Annotated in this window: 14 protein-coding genes and 1 tRNA gene; 13 read left to right on the top strand and 2 right to left on the bottom strand. The window is 61.8% G+C overall.

Annotated elements, in window-relative coordinates:
- The first annotated feature begins 23 nt into the window (after positions 1-23).
- The 9 genes from VIL88_RS13090 to VIL88_RS13050 all read left to right on the top strand — a co-directional run bounded on the left by VIL88_RS13090 (position 24) and on the right by VIL88_RS13050 (position 8822).
- Positions 24-1262: an ABC transporter substrate-binding protein gene (locus tag VIL88_RS13090; protein ID WP_331990696.1), complete on the top strand. Its 1239-nt coding sequence runs from the start codon at positions 24-26 to the stop codon at positions 1260-1262.
- Between the two features lie 71 nt (positions 1263-1333).
- A complete protein-coding gene (locus VIL88_RS13085) occupies positions 1334-2233 on the top strand; it encodes a sugar ABC transporter permease (RefSeq protein WP_331989538.1) in 900 nt (299 codons plus the stop codon).
- The gene (locus VIL88_RS13080; RefSeq protein ID WP_331989536.1) at positions 2230-3105 is read left to right on the top strand and encodes a carbohydrate ABC transporter permease; all 876 of its coding nucleotides are present in this window, start codon (positions 2230-2232) and stop codon (positions 3103-3105) included. The genes VIL88_RS13085 and VIL88_RS13080 overlap by 4 nt, the downstream gene beginning before the upstream one ends.
- 23 nt (positions 3106-3128) lie before the next feature.
- Complete coding sequence (locus VIL88_RS13075; protein WP_331989534.1) at positions 3129-4643, top strand: DUF5060 domain-containing protein; 1515 nt, start codon at positions 3129-3131, stop codon at positions 4641-4643.
- A 15-nt stretch (positions 4644-4658) separates the two neighbouring features.
- A complete protein-coding gene (locus VIL88_RS13070; RefSeq protein WP_331989532.1) occupies positions 4659-5747 on the top strand; it encodes a sn-glycerol-3-phosphate ABC transporter ATP-binding protein UgpC in 1089 nt (362 codons plus the stop codon).
- Between the two features lie 51 nt (positions 5748-5798).
- Positions 5799-7076 (top strand): ABC transporter substrate-binding protein, encoded by a 1278-nt coding sequence (locus VIL88_RS13065; protein WP_331989530.1) that lies wholly within the window; start codon positions 5799-5801, stop codon positions 7074-7076.
- Between the two features lie 179 nt (positions 7077-7255).
- Positions 7256-7329, top strand: a tRNA-Cys gene (locus tag VIL88_RS13060).
- A gap of 286 nt (positions 7330-7615) precedes the next feature.
- Positions 7616-8197 carry a DUF4145 domain-containing protein gene (locus VIL88_RS13055; protein WP_331989528.1) on the top strand — a complete coding sequence of 194 codons (582 nt, stop codon included), beginning with the start codon at positions 7616-7618 and terminating at the stop codon, positions 8195-8197.
- A gap of 415 nt (positions 8198-8612) precedes the next feature.
- Positions 8613-8822, top strand: a complete 210-nt coding sequence (locus VIL88_RS13050; RefSeq protein WP_331989526.1) for a hypothetical protein — start codon at positions 8613-8615, stop codon at positions 8820-8822.
- A 129-nt stretch (positions 8823-8951) separates the two neighbouring features.
- Here the strand turns inward: VIL88_RS13050 and VIL88_RS13045 are convergent, their stop codons facing one another.
- Positions 8952-9137: a hypothetical protein gene (locus VIL88_RS13045; protein WP_331989524.1), complete on the bottom strand. Its 186-nt coding sequence runs from the start codon at positions 9135-9137 to the stop codon at positions 8952-8954.
- Between the two features lie 284 nt (positions 9138-9421).
- Here VIL88_RS13045 and VIL88_RS13040 point away from each other — a divergent pair, with 284 nt between their 5' ends.
- The 3 genes from VIL88_RS13040 (at position 9422) to VIL88_RS13030 (ending at position 12561) form a co-directional block, all read left to right on the top strand.
- Positions 9422-10075, top strand: a complete 654-nt coding sequence (locus VIL88_RS13040; protein WP_331990695.1) for a protein-L-isoaspartate O-methyltransferase family protein — start codon at positions 9422-9424, stop codon at positions 10073-10075.
- A gap of 133 nt (positions 10076-10208) precedes the next feature.
- The gene (locus VIL88_RS13035) at positions 10209-11588 is read left to right on the top strand and encodes a TolC family outer membrane protein (RefSeq protein ID WP_331989522.1); all 1380 of its coding nucleotides are present in this window, start codon (positions 10209-10211) and stop codon (positions 11586-11588) included.
- 193 nt (positions 11589-11781) lie between these two features.
- Positions 11782-12561, top strand: coding sequence for a DUF2497 domain-containing protein (locus tag VIL88_RS13030; RefSeq protein WP_331989520.1), 780 nt, complete (start codon positions 11782-11784; stop codon positions 12559-12561).
- A gap of 55 nt (positions 12562-12616) precedes the next feature.
- Here the strand turns inward: VIL88_RS13030 and VIL88_RS13025 are convergent, their stop codons facing one another.
- Entirely contained in the window at positions 12617-12925 is a 309-nt protein-coding gene (locus VIL88_RS13025) for a hypothetical protein (RefSeq protein WP_331989518.1), read from the bottom strand.
- 186 nt (positions 12926-13111) lie between these two features.
- On the opposite strand from VIL88_RS13025, the gene VIL88_RS13020 reads away from it, so the two are divergent.
- Entirely contained in the window at positions 13112-15868 is a 2757-nt protein-coding gene (locus VIL88_RS13020) for a valine--tRNA ligase (RefSeq protein WP_331989516.1), read from the top strand.
- Positions 15869-15888 lie beyond the last annotated feature (20 nt).

The following is a 15888-nucleotide window of genomic DNA, read 5'->3' as shown; positions in this document are numbered from 1 at the left end:
TCGAAAGGGAGGACTACATGAACATCATAGGGAAATCCGCGCGTCTGGCGCTTGGCGCCACCGTCTTGCTCGCCGGGACCAGCTTGGCTTCGGCCCAGGACATCACGTTCTGGACCCTTAACTTTTCCTCGCAAGCATCCAACGACGCGATGCTAAAGATTGCAGACGATTTCATGGCCGCCAATCCCGGCGTCAATGTTGAGATCGTCACCCGCGGCGTTGACGACCACAAGACCGCGCTCCGCGTCGCGGCAGGCTCGGATCGCGGCCCCGACATCTTCTTCAGCTGGGCGGGGCTCGGCCTGGGTGGTGAATACATCAATGCCGGCCTATCCAAGCCGCTGGACGACTACTATGCCGAATATGGCTGGGACGAGGAGCTCGTTCCCGCAGCTGCCTCGTTCAGCAAGATCTATGAGGGTGGTCGGCATGGCGTGCCCTTCACCTTCAAGGGTGAGGCGCTCTACTACAACAAGGCGCTGTTTGAGCAGGCCGGCATCACTGAAGAGCCGACCAACTACGAGGAACTGGTTGCCGCCGCCGAAAAGCTCAAGGCAGCCGGCATTCCCGCCATTACCTTTGGTGGTACGGTCAACTGGCACCTGATGCGCCTGATGGACGTGATCCTTGAAGCCAAGTGCGGCGCCGAGAAGCACGACCAGCTGAGCAACATGGAAATCAGCTGGGCAACGGAGCCCTGCGCCGCCGAGAGCTTTGCCGAGCTCGACACGTGGAGCAAGAACTACATTCTCAGCCCCTTCATGGGCATCGACAATGCGCAGTCCTTCAATCTTTTTGTTGCGGGCCGCGCGGCGATGATGCTGGAAGGCGACTGGCTGGTGCAGCAGCTGGCGGAAGCAGGCGACCTCGAAACCTACGGCATCTTCCCGTTCCCGACCGGCACGGGCCGCCTCTATGGCTTTGCCGAATACAACTATATCTCGTCCAAGAGCCAGAACCCGGACATCGCCGCCAAATTCCTTGACTACTTCATCTCCACCGAGGTGCAGCAGGCGGTGCTGGGCTCGTTCAGCACAACCTCGATCAACAAGAACGTCGAGTACGCCGACCTCCGGCCGCTGGACCAGGAATGGGTCGACATCTTCAACGAGTATGAAGAGGTCTACATGAACGGCGACCAGGCTTTCCCGCTCGATGTGACCACCGAGTACTTCCGCGTCATCAACGAAGTGGCGAGCGGCAACCTGGCGCCGGCCGATGCCGGAACGACGCTCCAGACCTTTATCGACAATCGCAGCTAACCTCCTCCCGAGGTGTGGCCGGCTCACGGGCCGGCCGCTTTTTACCAGTCCGGTTCAATGGGAGAAAAGGCATGACGGCGAAGGCGCTTGTGACGCATCCGCGCAGCCAGGCTGTGTTGCTGCTCGGTCCCGCTCTCATCATCTACGCGGTCTTTGCCATCTGGCCGATGATCGACGTGGTCATCCTCAGCTTCCAGCGCTGGAACGGGCTCGATCCAGCCCGGGAGTTTGTTGGCACCGCCAACTATGTCGACATCTTCACCAAGGACCCGGTGTTCTGGGTCGCGTTCAAGAACACCATCATCTGGACCGTTCTTTCGGTAATCTTTCCGCCGCTGATCGGGCTGCTGCTGGCGCTGGGGCTCAACCAGCCCATCTTTGGCCGCAACAGCCTGCGGGCCATCTTCTACCTGCCGGTGATCATCGCACCCATCGCCGTCGCCACCATGTGGCGCTGGATGTATGATCCTTTCTTCGGCCTCTTCGGCCAAGTGCTGACGCAATTCGGCTTGCAGCGCTTCATCCAGGACTGGCTGGGCAATCGCGACCTGGCGCTTTATTCGGCCTTTGTTGCCCACCTCTGGCAGTCGGTCGGTTTTTCCATGGTGCTGTTCCTTGCGGGGCTGCAGGGCGTCAACAAGACGCTGGTGGAAGCGGCGCGCATCGACGGGGCAGGGCGTTGGAATGTCTTCCGCTTCGTGACCTTCCCGGCGCTCAAGACCACGATCACCATCGTGCTGGTCCTTTCGATCATCTCCTCGCTCAAGGCCTTCGACATCGTCTATGGCCTGACTGGAGGCGGCCCGGCGCAATCCACGCAGATGCTGGCGCTCTGGGCCTTCACCCAATCCATGCAGATCTTCGACTTCGGGCGGGGCGGGGCGATTTCGGTGGTGCTGCTGCTGATCACTCTGGCCGTGGTCATTCCATATCTCAGTTGGACGCAGAAGCGGGAGGAGAGTGCCGAATGACTACGCTTGCTGCGCCTTTCGCAAAGGACAGTACGGTTGAACGCCCTCAGCGCGACTGGGTGCTGGTTGGCCTCTGGATCGCGCTTGTTCTGGTGGCCCTGGTCTGGGTGGCGCCATTCGTCTTCATCGTCTTCACCTCGCTCAAGACCAATGCCGAGGTGATGGGCTCGAGCGCCTTTGCGCCGCCGGCCGAGCCGGCATGGGCCAACTATGCGGCGGCTTGGGCACGCGGGCGGTTCGATACGACCTTCTGGAACTCGACCATCATCACCGTCATCAAGGTGCCACTGGGACTGATGATTTCGGCCATGGCAGCCTATGCCCTCGCCAAGATTGACATAAAGGGGGGCAAGCTGCTGCTCCTCGCCATTCTGTTCGGCACCATGATCCCGTTCCAGGTGATGCTGGCGCCGCTGTTCACGCTGGTCAATTCCATGCGGCTGATCGACACCTATCCCGGCGTGATCCTGCCCTACCTGGCGTTCGGCATCCCCTACCAGGTGTTCATCCTCCACGGCTTCTTCCGCGGCATACCCAAGGAGCTGAGCGAAGCGGCCCGCATCGATGGTGCGTCGCATTTCACCATCTTCCGCCGCATCTTCCTGCCGGTCTCGCTGCCTGTTCTCGCGGCCCTGCTGATCCTTGATTTTGTTTCCACCTGGAACGAGTTCGCCATGGCGCTAGTGCTGCTGCAGGACCGGGACATGTGGACATTGCCGCTTGGGCTATCGGCCTTCCAGGGCCAGTTCTCGCGCGACTACGGGCAACTCAACTCGGCCATCGTCATGACGGTGCTGCCGGCCACCATCGTCTACCTCATCTTCCAGCGCTACTTCGTCTCGGGGCTGACCTCGGGCGCGGTAAAGGGCTGATAACCTTAAGTAAAGATCGAATTATGACCGACCAGACCATTGCCAAGTGGGATTTCTTCGAAGCCACCTTCACCGGCCCGAGCGGAGGCAATCCCTTCCTTGATGTCCAGATCGAGGCAATCTTCCAGCAGAATAGCCGCACCGTTCGCGTGCCGGGTTTCTATGACGGCGATGGACGCTACGCAGTGCGCTTCATGCCGGACAACGAGGGCGAATGGCACTTCACCACCAAGTCTTCGGCAGCGGAACTTGACGGGCAGACCGGCAGCTTTAATGCCGTGGCGCCTGGAGCAAGCAACCACGGCCCGGTCCACGTGCGCAACACCTATCACTTCGGCTATGCCGACGGTTCGCCCTACCTCCCCTTCGGCACGACCAGCTATGCCTGGACGCACCAGCCGCTCGAGCTGCAGGCGCAAACGCTGGCGACGCTCAAGCAAACGCGCTTCAACAAGATGCGCATGGGCGTGTTCCCCAAAGACTATCCCTTCAACGTCAACGAGCCGCTGTTCGACATGTATCAGCGCGACGACGAAGGGGAGCTCGATTTCGACCGACCAAACCCCGAGGCGTTCCGGCACTTCGAGCAGCAGGTAGGCGCGCTGCGCGATTTGGGAATCGAGGCCGACATCATCATCTTCCACCCCTATGACCGCTGGGGATATTCGGAGATGAGCGAGGAGCAGGACTACCGTTATGTCCAGTATCTTACGGCGCGCCTTGCGCCGTTCCGCAACGTCTGGTGGTCGCTGGCCAACGAGTACGATTTCCTCCTCAACACCAAGCCCATGACGCAATGGGACCGGTTCTTCCAAATCATCGAGGAGAACGACCCTTACCGGCACCTCAAGTCGATCCACAATGGCGATGTCAACGCCAACTACGATCATCGCAAGCCCTGGGTCAGCCACGTCTGCATCCAGAACTGGGACGTCAAGCGCACGCAGGAATGGCGCGAGACCTATGGCAAGCCGGTGATCAACGACGAGCCGGAATATGAGGGCAACATCATGTTGTCCTGGGGCAATATCTCGGCCCAGGAACTGGTGCACCGCTATTGGATCACGCTGCTGCGCGGCGGCTATGCCGGCCATGGCGAAACCTTCATGCATCCAGACGATATCCTGTGGTGGGCCAAGGGCGGCGTGCTGCATGGCGAAGCCTGGAAGCGCATCGGCTTCCTGCGCGACCTCCTCGAGGAGGATGTCGCAACCGGCCTGACGCCGCTGGCGCGGGTGGGTAACTGGCCCTGGAGCCGGGTGTCGGGGGCTTCGGACGGCGAGACGATCTACATCTATCTCGGCGAGCACCAGCCCGTCATCTGGGCGCCGGGCCTGCCGCTGGAGCCGGGTGACTACGAAGTCGACGTGATCGACACCTGGAACATGACGATAGAGCCCGCCAAGGTGGTCGACGCGCCGGCCAATCACCCGACGCGCCACGGCGCGGTTGTCCGGCAACGGCGGCCCGATGCGGCCTTTGCCGTGGAACTGCCGGGGCGGCCCTATCTTGCCATACGCTGCCGCCTGCGCCGCTAGCGAGAGGAGAAACCCATGTCCACCGTGCAGATCCGCGATGTCCGCAAGAGCTATGGCCTAACTCCCGTGATCCACGGGGTCGATATCGACATCGCCGACGGCGAGTTCGTCATTCTGGTGGGGCCCTCGGGCTGCGGCAAGTCGACCCTCCTGCGCATGATCGCGGGCCTTGAGCCAATCACGGGCGGCACTATTGCAATCGACGGGCGCACAGTGAACAACCTCGAGCCCAAGGACCGGGACATCGCCATGGTGTTCCAGAACTACGCACTCTATCCGCAGATGACGGTGGCGCAGAACATGGGCTTTGCGCTCGAACTGGCCGGGGTGAAGCGCGACGAGATCAAGCGCAAGGTGGGGGAGGCGGCGGCCATCCTGGGGCTCGAACCGCTGCTCGACCGCAAGCCGGCGCAGCTTTCGGGTGGGCAGCGGCAGCGCGTCGCCATGGGGCGTGCCATCGTGCGGAACCCAAAGGTGTTCCTCTTCGACGAGCCTCTATCCAACCTCGATGCCAAACTGCGTGTCGCCATGCGCGCCGAGATCAAGGGGCTGCATCAGCGGCTGGGCACGACTATCGTCTATGTCACCCATGACCAGGTGGAAGCCATGACCATGGCCGACAAGATCGTGGTGATGAATGGCGGCCGGGTGGAGCAGATGGGCTCCCCGCTCGAGCTCTATGACCGGCCCACCAACATGTTCGTTGCCGGGTTCCTGGGGTCGCCGGCGATGAACTTCATCGCCGGGCACAGCCAAGCAAATGGCCTCCTGCTAGCAGACGCAACGGTGCTGCCCATCGGGGGCGTGCCGGCGGCGAACGCAGGCCGCGAGATCGTCTTCGGCATCCGCCCCGAACATATCGAGATCAGCACCGGCGGCGGGCACGAGGCGGTGGTCAGGCTGACCGAGCCAACAGGGTCGGAGACCCATGTCGTGCTTGATCTCGCCGGCCGGGAACTCACCGCCGTCGTCAAGGACCGGCTGGAGGTGCAGCCCGGAGACAAGGTCTACCTGACCTTCTCGCCAGGCAAAGGGCACTTCTTTGACAAGGCCACTGGCCAGAGGCTTGCGCCTGAGATTGCATCAGTCCGCGAGGCGGTGTGAGGTAGAGACCTAAGGTCCAGGGAGAGGGCCACATACAAGGAGGAGACGACAATGAGATACATCTTGGCTTTGACGGGTCTGGCAGCGGCCCTCTTGCCGCATGTGGCCATCGCACAGGACCAGGTGAGCATCACCTATCTGGCCGACAACCAGCCCAGCACGGTGGCTTCAGCCGAAGCGCTGATCGCGGCCTTCGAGGCCGCCAATCCCGACGTCAATGTGGAACTCGAAACCCGTCCTGCCGGCGGCGAGGGTGACAACCTGATCAAGACGCGCCTCGCCACAGGCCTGTTGCCGGACGTCGTTTCCTACAATTCCGGTTCGCTGCTGCAGGCGCTGAACCCCAGCCAGAACTTCGTCGACCTGACCGATGAGCCCTGGCAGGCCACGGTCGTGGACTCGTTCAAGTCGGTGGTCACCGGCTCGGACGGGCGCCTTTATGGCGGTCCGCACGGCACGGCCATGGGCGGCGGTATTCTCTACAACAAGCCGATCTATGAGGAACTGGGGCTGTCGGTTCCCAAGACCTGGGCCGAGTTCATGGCCAACAACGAGAAGATCAAGGAATCGGGCAAGGCTGCTGTTATTCAGACCCTGGGCACCACCTGGACCAGCCAGCTCTTTGTGCTCGGCGATTTCTACAACGTGCTGGCTGCCAATCCGACCTTTGCCGAGGACTACACGGCCGGCAAGGCCAAGTATGCCACGACGCCTGCAGCCGTGAAGGGCTTCGAGCACCAGGCCGAGATCTTCAATGGCGGCTTCCTCAACGAGGACTTCCAGGCCGCCACTATGGAAGAGGGCATCGTCAAGGTCGCGACCGGCGAGGGCGCGCATTATCCGATGCTCACGTTCGCCATCTCCAACATTACCGAGCTGGCACCCGAACATATCCAGGACGTCGGCTTCTTCGCCATTCCCGGCGACGACCCGGAAAAGAACGGCCTGACGGTATGGATGCCCAACGGCTATTACATCCCCAAGACCAGCCAGAACGTCGAAGCGGCCAAGCGCTTCATCGCGTTCATCCAGTCGCCTGAAGGTTGCAAGATCGACATGGAGTCATCCGGCATCTCCGGTCCCTATCTGATCTCGGGCTGCGACCTTCCTGCCGATATTCCGCCCTCGGTCGCCGATCTTCAGAGCTACTTTCAGCAGGAGGGCACCACGGCACCAGCCCTGGAATTCCTCTCGCCCGTCAAGGGACCGGCGCTGGAACAGATCACGGTGGAAGTCGCCTCCGGCGCGCGTACGCCGGCTGACGCGGCCGCTCTCTATGACGAGGACGTCCGCAAGCAGGCACAGCAACTGGGCCTCCCAGGCTGGTAGCTGATCACCGCCTGGTGCCGGGACGTGTGAGCTGAAGTCAAGGCAATAGCTTCGACAATGGTGTGGTGGGAAACGTTCCACCGCACCGCCGGCAGGCATAGGAGGACTGGAGAAAGTTTCCCCTCCACAACGTGGGGTCTTGCATAGGCCTGCTCACTTCAATAGTTACACAGCGGTGAGGCCTCGTGGCGGAGTGGTGACGCAGCGGATTGCAAATCCGTGTACTCCGGTTCAATTCCGGACGAGGCCTCCAACAAATCACTCTTCAAAATCGAAGCGTTGTGCGATTCAGTAGGTCGGCAAACCTGCTGTTTGCCATTTTATGTGCCGGTAAATCTCCAGCATTTCCGGGCGTTTCTCGACAGTTCCGGCGAATCCATGGCACATGAGACGGCACATCAATAAGGGTGGCCAATGTCTAGGATCGTTGCAGAGTGCCCGCGCTGCGGCTCGTCTCGGATGACGTTCAGTGCTCTTGAGGCCGTCCACATAGGAACAGATACGGCTGGAAAGAGAGATACGAACTGTTCTGCATGTGCATGAACTGCTTTCGCTCAACCACATTTGTCGTCAGCCTTAAGGGCCCTGAGTTCGACCAGGTAGTCGTTGAGAAGAAGTTCCTCAAGGTGCCGGCCTCGTTGAACAACTTCTTCGAGGTAGAGCGTTTTTTATCGCTTCGAGATAAGAAGTCAGTCTCCCCCCCGGAACACGTGCCATCTGAAATTGCTGCGGTCTTTCGCGAGGGCGCAACGTGCATGCAGGTGGAATGCTGGAATGCTGCCGGCGTCATGTTTCGCATGTGCCTAGACCTGGCGACACGAGCTATGCTTCCGCGGGCTGGGGAGGAAGGCGGACCCAACCACAGGCAGCGTCGAGACCTAGGTCAGCGACTGCCTTGGCTCTTTGACAACGGCTACCTGCCGGAGGCACTGCGCGAGCTTTCTACTTCTGTTCAGCAGGATGGAAACGATGGCGCCCACCAAGGAACCCTGACCAAGGCGGACAGCGAAGATTTGCTCGACTTCACTGTTGCGCTGCTTGAGCGGCTGTACACGGAGCCGGAACGGCTTCGACTTGCGGCCGAACGCAGAGCGGAGCGAAGGGCACCAAAAGAGCAGTAGTGCGCACTGGCTCTCCCCTGCGTACGAAGTAGAAAACCTTGGCGTTATCCTGCAACTGCGTACCCCGCAAAAGCCCGGAAACGCTCGTGGGTCGCCAATGCGGCCCCGATGGTTCGCATGCAAAATTATCATATAGGAAAAAATCTGCGCGTGAGGTCGCCACGGGTTTAGGCTGAGAGGGGGCTGCGAACTTTGATGCCGCCCCCCGTGCCTTAGTTGATAGCAGTCGGGGTCTGGATGTATGCGCTGCTCAGGTTCTCTGTGATCAGCTCTGCCGTCATGGGGAAGCCCGATGCGTTCGCCACGTTCAAGCGGATCACGTCACCGGCCGTCGATGTTGTCCAGGTCAGCGTTATGCACGCGGTAATAGCACCGCCGATTTGGTTTCGGCCGCTCGAGGGCCTGGCGTTCCATAATGGACGCTCTCGATGAAGCCCTGCTGCCCATCACTGAGGTTGCCAGTAGTGTTACTAAGAAGACCACGCTTGTCGTGGTTGGGGACGACCGCTTTTCTCGTGGTGAGCGCTCAGGCAAATGGGCGCGGGCTGAGCAGCTAATCAGCGAAGGTTACCGGCTCCGTGTGATCTCTGAGACATATTTTCGCGAGTTGATTGCAGACTGCTAGCTTTGTCGGGCCGCACGTGCGTCTGCATGGCTGGGGGGGCGATGGCTCACTTAGTCCCGGTGATTTCCGGGAGAGAGTGTCCATCTACTCCGGTACAACCCAGACGAGGCTTTCATCTCACATTTGTTGTCAGGCTTGTGCCAAGTCGCGCTTGCGGGTGGACTGTTCCGACTCGACCCGGTCAGCCGTCTCCTCGAGGGCTGCGATAAGTCGCACGGCGGTGAGGGCGTTTTCCGGGTGTTCGATCGCTAGAGTCGCCAGCGAGCGGCTTTCGCTGCGCAGGAGGCGCGCAAGTTCATACGGGCGCTCGGACATGAGCGCCATTCCCCTCCAATGCTGCAGAAGCTGGCGCGCCTGGCTTATCCGCTCTTGAGGATGCATGATTGCCTCCACGAGGTTCTTCCGGGACAACAGCGCTGCGATCGGGTTGTTGCGGCCTCTCGGCTGTTATGGTTGCCAATCTCTTGTGGCGATAAGGGGCGTTGAAGCGACCGTGCTATTGGCAAAATGCCGCGCTCGGTACGTCACGACTTGCCAGTGCGGTCCTGCATCGATATTCACGGCCAGCATATGGTTTGGGGCAGGGCGCCGGTTTGAACATGGATTTCGGTCGGGCTAGACAGGCAATGGTGGACGGGCAGCTCCGCCCGGCGGGCATCACGGAAGCCAAACTGCTGTCTCGTTTTGCCACCGTGCCACGCGAGCGGTTCGTGCCGGACCACCGTGAGTCGCTGGCCTATGTCGACGACATTCACTGGTTTGGCCGCGCCGGCGCGAGCCGCTTCATGCCCGCCACGGTGGTGCTCGCGCGGCTGCTGCGGCTGGCCGAGATCGGCGAAAGCGACACCGTCCTCGATCTTGGCGCCACCACGGGCTACGCCACGGCAGTCATTGCCGGACTTGCAGCGGCGGTCACGGGGCTGGAATCGGAGCCGGATCTCGCTGCGCGCGGACAACGGCTGCTGAGCGAACTTGAACTTTCGAACGCCAGCATGAGCAGCGGTGATCTCGCCCAGGTGGCGTCAGATCGCTTCAGCGTCATCTTTGTGCAAGGTATGCTTGATACGGTACCTGCGGCCTTTCTTGGCCTGCTCAAGGAGGGTGGACGGCTGGTTGCGCTGGTGCGCAACGGCCCGGTGGGGCTTGCCAGCGTGATGGTCAAAATGGGCGGTCATGTAACGGCCCGGACGGAGTTCAACGCTTTTCTTCCGCCGCTTCCTGGGATGCAGCGCGAGGAAGAGTTCGTGTTCTGATGCAGATGGTCTTCTGTGTTGCTGAGGAAGCACCATAGCAGATTAAATGCATGCATATGATTGTATCTATTGCCGCGGCTGGTTGTGTACCCCATGTGCCGCGCTTAGAGTTTCGGGGTTATTGGAGGCGGCAATGAGTTTTCGCGTCAAGTTGGTCGCTAGTGCGGTAGCGCTGGGCATGGCAGCGGTGTCGGTAGGCGGGGCGCACGCCCAGTCGATCACCCAGGCGCTGACCATTGCCTATGACCACGCACCGGACCTCCAGGCGGCGCTGCTCGAGGCCAAGTCCTCGGCCGAAAACGTCGCACTCGCCAATGCGGGCAAACGCCCGACCATCGGCGCCTCCGTGGGCGGCACCTATTCGTGGTCTGCCGGCCAGGCCAGTCCCTCCAATCCCAGCGGCGCCTTCACCGGCAGCCAGACCTATACGGCGGGCCTGAGCTACAACCAGACCGTCTTCGACAACTTCCAGACCGAAGCGCAGATCGAACAGGCGCGTGCTGCTGCCGAAGCGGCCGAGCACCAGATCCGCAACACCGAGCAGAACGTGCTGCTGTCGGTCGTCGACGCCTATATGTCCGTGCTGAGCGGCCGCCAGCTGGTGGCGCTCCGGCGCGAGAACGTCGATTTCTTTCAGGCGCAGCTGCAGTCGGCACAGGACCGACTCGATGTTGGCGAAGGCACGCGTATCGACGTTGCCCAGGCGCAGGCGCGACTGGCGCAGGGCGAAGCAGCCTTCCGTGCTGCCCAGAGCAGCCTCGAAATCAGCCAGGCGACCTTCCAGCGCTACGTTGGCGTTGCGCCGCAGAACCTTGACTCGTCACACAATTACGGCCGGCTGATCCCGAACAGCCTGCAGGCCGCGATTGCGGAAGCCGAGGCTGGACACCCGGCGATTCTCTTGGCCAAGGCATCAATCCGCGCGGCCCAGGCCGGCAGTGACGCTGCACAGGCCGGGTTTGGTCCGACCGCAACCGTTACCGGCGATGTAGGGACGGCTTACAACAGCACCGCCGGTTCGCAGGGGCTGAGCGGCAGCCTGGGCTTCCGCATCACCGTGCCGCTCTATGCCGGTGGCGCGTTGGGCGCCAATGTCCGCAAGGCCAACATCGAACAGATCCGGTCGGAAGTAACGGCCATGTCCTCCTATGACCAGATCCGCGAAGCGGTGATCTCGGCCTGGGCGGGCATGCAGAGTGCGGACGCACAGATCGCGGCCGCCAATGCGGCGGTGTCTGCGGGCACCACCGTGCTGGAAGGCGTGATCCAGGAGCGTGACCTCGGTACGCGCACCACGCTCGATGTCCTCAACTCACAGGCCGAACTGGTGACAGCGCGCGAGAGCCTGATCAACGCCTCGTCCAACAAGGTCATGGCGACCTTCTCGCTGCTATCGGCTATGGGGCATCTGACGGCCACCGACCTCGGCTTGGCGGTGGAGGTCAAGACCGCCGTTCCATACAACCAGGCCGTTGAAGACGTCTGGCAGGAACTGCGCACCGTCGCCGAGTAGAGGTCAGCAGCTTTCATCCATCTGTGGTGGCCGGGATTTTCCCGGCTACAACTTTTAGTGGAAGACCCTCTTGCAGGCTCTATGGGCGATTCCTTATCCCGGCCGCTGCGGTTAAGGTAGTGCTAACGAATCAAGGTGGCCGAGTGCGGATGGCTGCCAATGTGGTTTGGGCGCGCATGAGTAAGAGGCACCGATGAACAAGCCGGCAACTAAAGAACCGTCGATGGACGAGATCCTGTCCTCCATCCGGCAGATCATTGCTGACGATGATGCAGCCGGTGCGCCGCGCCGCCCCAGCATCCAGGCCGCGCCGCCACCGATGGAAGCAACGCCTGCCGCCAATTCGCTTGATCGCGACTTGAGCGACATGCTCGATGACATCGAGCCGCTCGCCCTGTCGCCGTCGCAAATCGTCGACAGCGCAGCCGATGACGACGTGGGCGGCTTCAGCTTCGACTCGATCCTTGCCGATACGGCGGTCGAGGAAGAACCTGCGGCACCGGCGCTTGTGGAGCCCGAGGACATTTCGTTCGCGCCCAGCGAACCGGAAGAGGAAGAAGAGCTCCCCGCTTTCGATCCGCCGCCAATGGCGCGCATCATGCCCGAGCCAGAACCCGAGCCCGAGCCGATGCCGCTGCGCATTCCCGAGCCCGCCCCGGAGCCGGCTTTTACGCCGCGGATCGTGCCGCCCGCGCCCGAACCTGCGCCGGTAGCACAGGTGGCACCGCTTCCCGATCCCAAGCTCACCAGCGACATGGCCGACCAGCTGCTGGAGCCAGCCACGCAGGCTGCCGTGCGCAGCTCCATCACCCGGTTGCAGGGCATGGGCATCGGCAATCCCGGTGCGACCATCGAGTCGCTGATGCGCGACATGCTCCGGCCCATGCTCAAGGAATGGCTGGATGAAAACCTGCCATCCGTAGTGGAGCGCATGGTGGAAAAGGAAATCGCCCGCGTGTCGCGCGGCGAATGAGCTGAAGTATATTGCGATTTCAAGGCCCGGCATCGTGCCGGGCTTTGTTTTTGCGCTATGGCGCCTGGTAGGGAACCACAGGCACGGGTCTCGGAAACTGCCAGTTGTCACCGACTTGCGGCAGGCTGTTGAGCCGCTGCTGCAGTTCGAGGTTTTGCAGCCGGCGTTCCATGCCATCGATGTCGAGCTGAAGCTTCTGGCGATTGGTCTCCATCGCCAGTTCCTGCTGCAGGCAGGTGACGCGCAGCTCGTTGATCTTGATTTCTTCGGCCGTGTTGCCCGCAGTCGCCGGCGGACATGCGGCATGCGCGTGGAAGGGGACCAATAGCAGGGGAGCCAGCATCGAGAGAGTGAGCTTTTTCATGGCGCCATGGTGCGCTTTTTGCGCGCTGTAGCAAATCAAAACAACACGACCAGCTGCCGCCGAGGCGTTGCCAAGCTCTAGCTGTTGACCGCGAAGGCGGCATTTGCTTGAAGTCTGCCAATTCTTTTATCCGGCCCGCCCAGCGCAGAGCTGCCCTCGGCGGTGTCTGCTGTTGCGAGTGACCCCATGCTTGAAAAGTCCTATGAGCCCAGCGCTGTCGAAGACCGCGTCTATGCCGACTGGCTCAAGGCCAATGCCTTTGCCGCAGGAGCCGGGGCGGCGCCGGGGGCCGAGACCTTCACCATCGTCATCCCGCCGCCCAACGTGACGGGTTCGCTCCATATCGGGCACGCGCTCAACAACACGATCCAGGACATCCTGGTGCGGTTCAACCGCATGCTGAAAAAGGACGTGCTGTGGCAGCCCGGCACCGACCATGCCGGCATCGCCACGCAGATGATCGTCGAGCGGCAACTGATGGAGCGCCAGCAGCCCGGCCGGCGCGAAATGGGCCGCGACAGGTTCGTCGAACGCGTGTGGGAATGGAAGGCCGAGAGCGGCGGCACGATCATGAACCAGCTCAAGCGTCTCGGCGCTTCGGCCGATTTCAGCCGTGAGCGCTTCACCATGGGGGAGAACGGCGCCGGCGACGACCAGATGGTGCGGGCCGTCATCAAGGTGTTCGTCGAGCTGCACAAGCGGGGGCTGATCTACCGGGCCAAGCGCCTGGTGAACTGGCATCCGGGCCTTGAGACCGCGATTTCGGACCTCGAGGTCGAGAACATCGAGGTCAAGGGCCATATGTGGCACCTGCGCTACCCGCTGGCCGATGGCGTAACCTACGAGTTTCCGATCAAGGACGAGGACGGCAACGTCACCGGCCACGAGACGCGCGACTACATCGTCGTGGCGACGACCCGCCCCGAAACCATGCTGGGCGATAGCGGCATCGCCGTGCATCCGGAGGACGAGCGCTATGCCCCATTGGTGGGCAAGTTCGTGGACCTGCCGCTTGTTGGCCGGCGTATCCCGATCGTTGCCGATGAGTACGCCGACCCCACGCTCGGTACCGGCGCCGTCAAGATCACGCCAGCCCATGACTTCAACGACTTCGAAGTGGGTGTTCGCAACAAGCTTGAACAGATCAACGTCTTCACCACCCGTGCCGCGATCATCGACGCAGACTTCATTCCCGCCAAGTACCGGGGCATGGACCGCTTCGAGGCCCGCAAGGCAATCGTGGCCGACTTGACGGCACTGGCGGAGGAAAATCCGGCGCGCGGCCTCGACCATGTCGAAGACAAGAAGATCATGGTGCCCCACGACGAGAAGAGCAAGCTCGTCGTAATCGAACCGTTCCTGACCGACCAGTGGTGGGTCAAGGCCGATGTGCTGGCACAGCCGGCACTGGCAGCGGTGCGCGAGGGCCGCACCAAGTTCGTACCGCAGCAATACGAGAACACCTATTTCGCCTGGCTCGAGAACATCAAGCCGTGGTGCATCTCGCGCCAGCTCTGGTGGGGCCACCAGATTCCGGCCTGGTATGGACCGGACAACGAGGCCTTTGTCGCTTATGACGAAGCCGATGCTCAGGCACTGGCTGACTCGCATTACGGCAAGCCAACAGCGCTCAAGCGCGACGAGGACGTGCTCGACACCTGGTTCTCGTCGGCGCTGTGGCCCTTCTCGACCCTCGGCTGGCCGGACGAGACTGCCGAGCTCAAGCGCTACTACCCAACCGACGTTCTCGTCACCGGATTCGACATCATCTTCTTCTGGGTCGCCCGGATGATGATGATGGGCCTCGAATTTCTCGACGAGGAGCCCTTCCATACGGTCTACATGCACGCCCTGGTCCGCGACGAAAAGGGCCAGAAGATGAGCAAGACCAAGGGCAACGTCATCGACCCGCTCAAGCTCATCGACGAATACGGCGCCGATGCCACCCGGTTCACCCTGGCGGCCATGGCGGCGCAAGGCCGTGACCTCAAGCTCTCGATTCAGCGCGTCGAGGGCTACCGCAACTTCGTCACCAAGATCTGGAACGCCGCGCGGTTCCTGGAGATGAACGAGTGTCGCCGCGTTGAGGGCTATGATCCCAGGGCCAACCGGCTGCCGCTCAACCGCTGGATCGTCGGCGCCACTGCGCGCGCCGCGGCCGCTGTTACGCAGGGCATCGTCGACTACAAGTTCAATGAAGCCGCCAACTCGGCCTATGACTTCGTCTGGGGCACGTTCTGCGACTGGTATGTGGAATTCGCCAAGCCCGTCTTCATGGGCGAGGACGAGGCGGCGAAGGCTGAAACGCGCGCCACGGCTGCCTGGGCGCTCGACCAGATTCTCACCATCCTCCACCCCTTCATGCCCTTCGTCACCGAAGAGCTCTGGGCCGAGACCGGCAAGTTCGGTGCGCCGCGCACCAGCATGTTGATCCTCAGCGAATGGCCCAAGCTCGACGGCCTAGAAGACGCGGAAGCCGATGCCGAACTTACCTGGCTGATCGACGTCATCACCAATGTCCGTTCGGTTCGCAGCGAGATGAACGTGCCCGCCGGAGCCAAACTGCCGATCGTTGTGGTCGGAGCAGGGGAGACGACTCTCCGGCGCCTGGTGGCGGGAACGTCGCTGATCACCCGCCTTGCTCGTCTCGAAGAGATCTCGCCGCAGACGGAAGTGCCCGGCGAGTCGGCGCAGTTCGTGGTCGGTGAAGCGACCTGGGCGCTGCCGCTGGCTGGTGTCATCGATATCGCGGTGGAAAAGGCGCGCCTGGAAAAGGAAGTTGGCAAGCTCGACGCCGAGATCGCCCAGATCGACAAGAAGCTCAGCAATGAGCAGTTCGTCGCCAAGGCGCCCGAAGAGGTTATCGAAGAGCAGAAGGCCCGTCGCGAAGCTGCCGTGGAACGCCGGCATCATATCCTCGAGGCGCTCAAGCGCTTGAGCTGACGAGATGCAGGCCGAGGCGG

The sequence above is a fragment of the Devosia sp. genome, assembly GCF_036563435.1.
Classification (GTDB): Bacteria; Pseudomonadota; Alphaproteobacteria; order Rhizobiales; family Devosiaceae; genus Devosia.
Note: the sequence above shows the minus strand (reverse complement) of the source record. Positions and strands in the feature narration are given on the sequence as shown.

What these genes read in the sequence shown, in the direction of transcription:
- VIL88_RS13070 (WP_331989532.1), top strand. Translation starts at nt 4,659, where the DNA reads ATGTCCACCGTGCAGATCCGCGATGTCCGCAAGAGCTATGGCCTAACT.
- VIL88_RS13035 (WP_331989522.1), top strand. Translation starts at nt 10,209, where the DNA reads ATGAGTTTTCGCGTCAAGTTGGTCGCTAGTGCGGTAGCGCTGGGCATG.
- VIL88_RS13080 (WP_331989536.1), top strand. Translation starts at nt 2,230, where the DNA reads ATGACTACGCTTGCTGCGCCTTTCGCAAAGGACAGTACGGTTGAACGC.
- VIL88_RS13045 (WP_331989524.1), bottom strand. Translation starts at nt 9,137, where the DNA reads ATGTCCGAGCGCCCGTATGAACTTGCGCGCCTCCTGCGCAGCGAAAGC.
- VIL88_RS13085 (WP_331989538.1), top strand. Translation starts at nt 1,334, where the DNA reads ATGACGGCGAAGGCGCTTGTGACGCATCCGCGCAGCCAGGCTGTGTTG.
- VIL88_RS13050 (WP_331989526.1), top strand. Translation starts at nt 8,613, where the DNA reads ATGGACGCTCTCGATGAAGCCCTGCTGCCCATCACTGAGGTTGCCAGT.
- VIL88_RS13020 (WP_331989516.1), top strand. Translation starts at nt 13,112, where the DNA reads ATGCTTGAAAAGTCCTATGAGCCCAGCGCTGTCGAAGACCGCGTCTAT.
- VIL88_RS13055 (WP_331989528.1), top strand. Translation starts at nt 7,616, where the DNA reads ATGAACTGCTTTCGCTCAACCACATTTGTCGTCAGCCTTAAGGGCCCT.
- VIL88_RS13065 (WP_331989530.1), top strand. Translation starts at nt 5,799, where the DNA reads ATGAGATACATCTTGGCTTTGACGGGTCTGGCAGCGGCCCTCTTGCCG.
- VIL88_RS13030 (WP_331989520.1), top strand. Translation starts at nt 11,782, where the DNA reads ATGAACAAGCCGGCAACTAAAGAACCGTCGATGGACGAGATCCTGTCC.
- VIL88_RS13075 (WP_331989534.1), top strand. Translation starts at nt 3,129, where the DNA reads ATGACCGACCAGACCATTGCCAAGTGGGATTTCTTCGAAGCCACCTTC.
- VIL88_RS13025 (WP_331989518.1), bottom strand. Translation starts at nt 12,925, where the DNA reads ATGAAAAAGCTCACTCTCTCGATGCTGGCTCCCCTGCTATTGGTCCCC.
- VIL88_RS13040 (WP_331990695.1), top strand. Translation starts at nt 9,422, where the DNA reads ATGGATTTCGGTCGGGCTAGACAGGCAATGGTGGACGGGCAGCTCCGC.